The following is a 6,000-nucleotide window of genomic DNA, read 5'->3' as shown; positions in this document are numbered from 1 at the left end:
CCAACCGCCGTACCACCGGTACCAGCGCCACCAGCGACCGTCGTACCACCCACGGTCGGCCCGCCAACCGCCGTACCGGCGCCGCCGGCCACGGTCGTACCACCCACAGTCGGCCCGCCAACCGCCGTACCGCCGCCATCTGCAACGGTCGTACCGCCCACGGTCGGCCCACCAACCGCGGTCTGAGCAGAGGCGGGCGCTGCGAAGGCGAAGGTCACAGCCGCGGGAACCGTGGCTAGCATTGCATAAACGCGGCTCTTGTTGAGAGTCATGACACTCCTCTGCTCATTTTCTGGCAGGGCCGTCGAGGTAACTGCGCTACTAGGCTCGGACCGCTCAACGGCGACCTGCACTTAGCCATCAGATGGAGGACGGGCGATGCATGGCCCGGCCGCCAGTATCCCCGCCAGATGCAGAAAGAATGTCGATGGAATGAGAAAAGATCTATCGAATATCATCCTGGCCATCCACCGCACCAGCCCTCGGTGCGGCCAAAAGCGCCGCCGGCTCGCATCTTTCGCCTGGCCTGCATGGCGGGCTGGCGGATTATCCGGAGCCGCGTTCCGCCGGCTGGTTGTGTCGCCGTGGCGTGACGATCCTGGTGGCTGTCGCGCGGAGGCGCCGGTCCGGGGCCGGTGTCCTCGGGTCGCCGGGCAGGGTGTCTGTAGGCCCTACCCGAGGCCGGACAGGGCCCACACCGGACGGCGACTACCCACCCCGGAGTAGTGAGCGGGTGGGTGCGGCACGGCGGTCCGGGCGCGGCGGTCGAGGCCGCCGCGAGCCCCAGACCGGGACTAATGATCACAAGGTGGCCCTCAAGCCACCAGCACCGTCCGCACCCGCTCGACATCGGAGTGTCGCAGCCGCAGGACGGGTACACACAAAGCCTACGGACATGCAGCGGAGGGGGTGGACGATCGTGATGGGACGCAGGCGGCGGACCGCGATTCCGCGATGGCAGCAGGCCTTCCGTGCGGGCCCCGATGAGGTCGGAGCTTCAGCCGGAGCCGCCCGGGCCGGTGTGACCGCCACGGCCGTGCTCATGCTGTCGCTCACCGCCCCGGTCTCCGTCCAGATCGCCGGCGCCCCGTCAGACGGCTCAATACCTGGGACCGCGTGCGTGACGAGGGTGACCCCGACGGACCCACCGAGGTTCATCCAGTCCGGCCCCGGGTGTGGGCGCAGCTGAACCACGAGTCGATGTCGACCAGGAAGAGTCCGTTCGGTTCGGGACCCTTACCCAACCAGCTTGTCGCCGATCAGTCCGGAATCTGCCCTGGGAACTGTTACCGGCCGTCGGTGGTGAGTTGCGTACAGATAGGCGGATTCACTGAATGGCGCCAGTGTGATGGTTTCCAGAAAATCGCAGTGGAATCCGCCGCCACCCGGCCTTCCGGGAACGCAAACCAGGAGGAAGGATGCTGCGAGGTGATGATCGACCGAAGCGGGCCGGAGGCGACGTGCTCCGCGAGCTCGGCCCGACCGGAGAGCCGGTCACCGTCCACCGGTGCTCCTTCGAGGACGGGCTCTACGACGCCGCCGTCAACGCCGCCGAGTTCGCGAACACCTGCAAGGTCGACTGGCCCCGACCACATGCTTCCTGGATTTCCCGGGGGAGCCGGTCGGGCCTTCGCCGTCGCGGGGAGATCAATGGGGAGCGCGGGGTCAGCTGAGCAGGAAATCGAGGATGGGCTGGGTCTGGCCAGTGATGCTGTGTGCCACGCCGGGGAGAACTGTGGCGATGGCGTGCGGGATGGTGCGAGTCACTCGCCGGGCAGTCTCACGGGAGTCGAGCATCGCGTCGCGCTCACCGACGATCACGAGCGTCGGCATGGTCAGGTGACGCAGGGCGTCGTCGGAGAACAGGGGCAGGCGCTCGGTGCGGGGCCTGAAATGGCGGTGGGTCAATACCATGTAGTCGAGGAACTCCTGGGTACGCGACGCGTCCAGGCCGCTGGCGGTCTGGGTCGCCGTGAAGTCGAAGCCGGCTACCGTTCGCAGCGTCTTTCGCAGGCCCCACTCCCCGAAGGGGCGCAGCATGATCGCCTTGGGCAACCAGCCCACCTTGCCCCGAGCACGTCGTCCAGCCACAGCGCACAGGCCTCCGAACTCAGCGGGGGACGTCTGGGCTCACTCAGGCCCGGCTCGCCGATCAGGTCGACCGCGTGGACGCGGAAGTGCTCCGCCCATGCCGGGACGTCACTCATCCACATTGCCGCGTTGGTGCCCGAGCCGTGCAGCAGCAGAAGGGGCGGCGAGTTCGGAGCGCCGGACGCCACGACGAATGTCTCCCCTTCTCGCGTCGGGAGGCGCAGGTGCTCGGCCGGCACCGGCCAGCCGCTGAGGATCTCGGCGTAGCGCCGCCGGACCTCGTTCCCGCCCGCCTGGGTCCGGTAGATGGCACTCATGACTCGAGTACTGCCTTGACGTGTTCCAGCAGCCACACGGTGTCGTCGATCTCAGCCAAAATGATGATCTTCATACGCGCCCGCTCCTCGTCGTAGACCGTCTCGATCCGCACGGGTGCGTCGCGCCGATGGGCGGTCGCGGCGGTGAGCAGGGTGCTCACCCGACTCGCAGTGTCGGGGCCGACCGCCTCGACCTCGACGATGCTCGACACCTCGACGTGCCGCTCGCGCGCAACCGTCTCCCGGGCTGGCGGCGACAGCGAACGACCAGTGAAGGCCTCAAGATCCTCGTGCGCGATGCGGTACTGCTTGCCGATCCGCACCGCCTTCAGCTGCCCGCCACGCACGTATCCGCGCACTGTCCGCACATGCAGGCCCAGCAGGTCGGCAACCTGATCTACCGAGTAGAGACGCTCCACAAACGCAGCTTAACACGCCTCACTATAGGGTTGTTTAGGTAAAGATCGGGAAGCTTAGATCGTCATGCGTCAGCATGCACAAGCGGGCGGCGGCGGGGCACGAACGTGGTGATGGCCAGGGCGAGCAGGGCCGCGGCACCGCCGATGACCATGGCCACCCGCAGGCCGTTCTGCCCGGGGACGGTGGCGCCGGCGACGGTGATGGTGATGCCGGCCAGTACGGCTCCCCCGACCGCGCTGGCGATGGCGGCACCAACGGTCCGCATGAGGCTGTTGAGACTGTTGGCGGCGCCGGTCTCGGAGATCGGGACCGCCGCCATGATGAGCGCCGGCATGGCGCCGTAGGCGAGCCCGATCCCGGCGCCGATGACGGTGGTGACCATCATGAGCTGCCAGATGGCGGACATCAGCCCGATACCCAGGCCGTAGCCGGCGGCGATCACGACGGCGCCGGCCATCAGGGTCGTCTTCGGCCCCCTGGCGGCGGAGATGCGCGCGGACAGCGGGGAGACCACCATCATCACCAGGCCCGTGGGCGTCAGGACCAGGCCGGTGACCAGCAGCGACTTCCCCAGTCCGTAGCCGGTGGCGGTGGGCAGCTGCAGTACCTGGGGCTGCACCAGCCGGACCGGCATGGTGGCCACACCGAACATGACCGAGGCGAGGTTGGTGACCAGCACCTGACGTCGCGCGCTGGTGCGCAGGTCGACCAGCGGCTGCCGCGCGCGCAGCTCCCAGCGCCCCCACGCCACCAGGACCGCGACACCCGCGACGGACAGGCCGAGGGTGCGACCGCTGGCCCAGCCCCAGTCGGCCCCCTGGGAGATCGCCAGCAGCAGGCACACGAGCACGGTCGACAGTCCGGCCGCGCCGACCAGGTCGACGCGCCCGCCGGTGCGGGCCTGGGATTCCGGGACCAGCCGCAGCACGAGTGCCGTGGCGAGGACACCCAGCCCCGCCGAGATCCAGAACAGCAGGTGCCAGCTGGCGTGGTCGGCGATCAGGGCCGCCGTGGGCAGTCCCACGGCACCGCCGACGCCGAGCGAGGAGCTCATCGTCGCGGTCGCCGAACCGAGGCGCTCGGGTGGCAACTCGTCGCGCATGATGCTGATCCCCAGCGGGATGACTCCGGCAGACAGGCCCTGGAGTGTCCGCCCGACGACCAGCGGGATCAGGGTGGTGGACAGCCCGGCGACGGCCGAGCCGACCACCAGCAGGCCGAGGCTGGCCAGCAGCATGCGCCGCTTGCCGTACATGTCCCCGAGCCGGCCCGCCACCGGGGTGGCGACGGCGGAGGCGAGCAGCGTCGCGGTGATCGCCCACACCGTCCCGGACGCCGATGCGTGCACCAGCCCGGGCAGCTCGGGAAGCAGCGGGATCACCAGGCTCTGCATCGACGCGACCACGATCCCGGCGAACGCCAGAACCGCCACGACGGCACCCGGCCGCGGTCCCGTGGCGACGACGACGACAGCGTCATCGGCAGCTACGTCAGCGTCATCGGCAGCGGCGTCGGCGGAACTGGCAAGATCGGCGGGTCCGGTGAGGGGGTGGGACACAGACGAGCCTCCGGCCAGGAGAGCGACGTAAGATCAATTAATTCACGCGTTTTATCGAATTAAATCAGATGACTAAATTCGCCGGCGAGAATGGCAGATCGATCATGTCGCCACAGCCGGTTCGCGGGAGGTGCCGACGATGACGGGTAGGGCGGTGCGGCCGGAGCGGGGCAGCGCGACCCGCGAGATGATCCTGAACACCGCAGAGCGGCTGTTCGCCGAGCGTGGAGTGCACGCGGTGTCCAACCGCCAGGTCAGCGAGGCCGCGGGGCAGAGCAACAACGCCGTGGTCAGCTACCACTTCGGCACGAAGGCCGACCTGGTGCGCGCGATCGCCCGCCGGCACTCCGACCAGATGGAGCAGGTCCGGGTGAACCTTGTCGCCGAGGCCGCCGGCTCCGGCGACCTCCGCGACTGGGTGGCCTGCCTGGTTCGGCCGTTCACCGAGCACCTGGCCGCGCTGGGCAGCCCCACCTGGTACGCGCGGTTCCGCACCCAGGTCGTGAGCGACCCCGTCCTCCACGGGATCACTGTCGAGGAGTCACTCAGATCCGCCTCGTCGCGCCTGATCCTGGCCGGGGTGAACCAGTGCCTGCCCGACCTGACGGACGACATCCGCACCGTGCGGTGGGTCATGGCCCGTAACCTGATCGCGCACATGTGCGTCGAGCGTGAACGTGCCCTCGCCGAGGGCACCCCGACCCACGAGCCGAGCTGGGACGCCCTCGCCGCCAGCCTGATCGACGCGCTCGTCGGCCTGTGGCAGGCCCCGGTGACGCCGGTCCCGCCAAAGGAAAACGCAGCCGACAAGACAAAGCGGTAGTGACGGCCGGCGCACTGAACTGCCGCCGGGAGCGAAGTCAGGTGGCCACGATCGTTGCCGCGAGTGCCGCCCGATGGTCCTTGGACCACGGTGCTCCCCACACAGCCCGCGGGCCGTGAAGGACCTCCTTCGCTCGCTCACCCAGGATGCGGACCGCTTCGGCCTCGACGTCCTTGGCGGTATAGAGGCGGACCGCCCAACCGCGGTCGCGAGCGAGTTCGGCCAGCACCTGGCAGTACATCACCGAGTCGGCGCGGCTCTCGTACGGCACACGACGTTGAGTGGCGATGTCTCGCGGGAAGTCGGCCGGCCAGGCCCGCAGCGACATCGAGACGATCGGCTCGGACAACCCGGCCGCGAGCTCGTCCAGTGCGGCCGAGGTTGCCCGGACCACCGACGCCCGCACGTCCGCCACCAGCACCGCGAGGGCATCGTCGTCCAGCGGGGCCGCCAACCGGTGGAACAGGTGCGGGCCGCCCTCGTGGTGGATCGGCGCCGTCGGCAGGCCGGGCTCGATCAACTCGACCCTCCGGCGGTCCACGACCTTGTGGTCCGACTCAGCCGTGACGGCCACAGCCCAGCCGAAGTGATGAGCGATACCGAGACGCATTCCACGGACTGTGACTGACCCTCCAGAATCGGTCGGGGGATGCCACCGTCCTCCCGTTCCCGGCGGCATCGGGGTCGTCGGTTTCGGTGGGCGGACGGGTCATACTGGCCCCAGCGTAAGGATGTTCCAGCCATCGCACTACCGCGCGGACGGGGTCGAGGTTTCCGGGATGCGACCAATG

The 6,000-nt window shown here is 69.0% G+C and carries 5 protein-coding genes and 1 pseudogene; 2 read left to right on the top strand and 4 right to left on the bottom strand.

The window, feature by feature from the left end; translation table 11 throughout:
- The first annotated feature begins 1,418 nt into the window (after nucleotides 1-1,418).
- Entirely contained in the window at nucleotides 1,419-1,673 is a 255-nt protein-coding gene (locus tag MXD62_RS15770) for a hypothetical protein (RefSeq protein WP_248830008.1), read from the top strand.
- Here the strand turns inward: MXD62_RS15770 and MXD62_RS40710 are convergent.
- The 3 genes and pseudogenes from MXD62_RS40710 to MXD62_RS15755 form a co-directional block, all read right to left on the bottom strand.
- Nucleotides 1,666-2,408: pseudogene (locus MXD62_RS40710) on the bottom strand (alpha/beta fold hydrolase). The gene MXD62_RS15770 and the pseudogene MXD62_RS40710 sit on opposite strands and share 8 nt — an antisense overlap.
- A complete protein-coding gene (locus MXD62_RS15760) occupies nucleotides 2,405-2,827 on the bottom strand; it encodes a helix-turn-helix domain-containing protein (protein WP_248830006.1) in 423 nt (140 codons plus the stop codon). The pseudogene MXD62_RS40710 and the gene MXD62_RS15760 overlap by 4 nt, the downstream one beginning before the upstream one ends.
- Before the next feature lie 62 nt (nucleotides 2,828-2,889).
- On the bottom strand, nucleotides 2,890-4,386 hold the full coding sequence (locus MXD62_RS15755; protein ID WP_248830005.1) for an MFS transporter: 1,497 nt from the start codon (nucleotides 4,384-4,386) through the stop codon (nucleotides 2,890-2,892).
- 139 nt (nucleotides 4,387-4,525) lie between these two features.
- Between MXD62_RS15755 and MXD62_RS15750 the strand changes: the two genes are divergently transcribed.
- Nucleotides 4,526-5,209: a TetR/AcrR family transcriptional regulator gene (locus MXD62_RS15750; protein WP_248830004.1), complete on the top strand. Its 684-nt coding sequence runs from the start codon at nucleotides 4,526-4,528 to the stop codon at nucleotides 5,207-5,209.
- A 37-nt stretch (nucleotides 5,210-5,246) separates the two neighbouring features.
- Here the strand turns inward: MXD62_RS15750 and MXD62_RS15745 are convergent, their stop codons facing one another.
- Nucleotides 5,247-5,819: a hypothetical protein gene (locus MXD62_RS15745; protein WP_248830003.1), complete on the bottom strand. Its 573-nt coding sequence runs from the start codon at nucleotides 5,817-5,819 to the stop codon at nucleotides 5,247-5,249.
- Between the last annotated feature and the right edge of the window lie 181 nt (nucleotides 5,820-6,000).

Source organism: Frankia sp. Mgl5 (genome assembly GCF_023242985.1).
GTDB lineage: Bacteria > Actinomycetota > Actinomycetes > Frankiales > Frankiaceae > Parafrankia > Parafrankia soli.
This window is presented reverse-complemented; position numbering and strand designations above follow the sequence as displayed.

Excerpts from the sequence above, each read along its gene's own strand:
- MXD62_RS15770 (WP_248830008.1), top strand. The coding sequence starts at position 1,419 with ATGCTGCGAGGTGATGATCGACCGAAGCGGGCCGGAGGCGACGTGCTC.
- MXD62_RS15750 (WP_248830004.1), top strand. The coding sequence starts at position 4,526 with ATGACGGGTAGGGCGGTGCGGCCGGAGCGGGGCAGCGCGACCCGCGAG.
- MXD62_RS15745 (WP_248830003.1), bottom strand. The coding sequence starts at position 5,819 with ATGCGTCTCGGTATCGCTCATCACTTCGGCTGGGCTGTGGCCGTCACG.